Below are 589 nucleotides of genomic sequence, written 5' to 3' on the forward strand. Positions count from 1 at the left end.
TTTGCGAGGAGATTGACAATATCCTGCCAGCTTCGCTGCATGGATTCAGGAATCTCATAATCTAGTGTTTGAAATCTCCCCATAGAGGCCTTCCTTTCCGGTAGTTTCACATCCTGTGAATCGAAGATTTATGCAGTAGTAATTGTTATAACATTAGTCGTTTTACTTAAGTATAGGGTCGCCCACAGACGAAACAAAAAAAAGTCCTGAAAACCTTTCAGGACCCTAAATTGTTGGAAGCCATCTCAAATATGAAACAAATTTGACGAACTTATGGCTTAAGTGACGCCAAGGTTTCTAACGAAATGTCTTGCGAGTAGTCTACATCGTCAAAGTTAAAGCCGTTTAGTTTCATGAACTCGTCTTTAAAGCCTTGGTAATCACCAATCTCTTTAAAGTTCTCCGCATTCATTTGTTCTAATAAATGACTCACTTCAGCCTGCGTTTGCGGATCCAGTTCTAAGTCATCAATTCGAATTAATCGCTCGCCATCAACAGAAACTTTAGGCTGATCGTAAAGCTTCGTCGTGAACAGACGTTGCATTTGTTCGATGCAGCGTTCATGCGTGCCTTTCTCTTTCATTACTCG

General features: G+C 40.6%; 1 pseudogene. It reads right to left on the minus strand.

What is annotated here, in order from left to right:
- Positions 1 to 271: 271 nt before the first annotated feature.
- Positions 272 to 589: pseudogene (locus R8N47_RS26810) on the minus strand (bifunctional NADH-specific enoyl-ACP reductase/trans-2-enoyl-CoA reductase); the annotation flags it as partial.

Source organism: Vibrio sp. 2132-1, assembly GCF_033344315.1.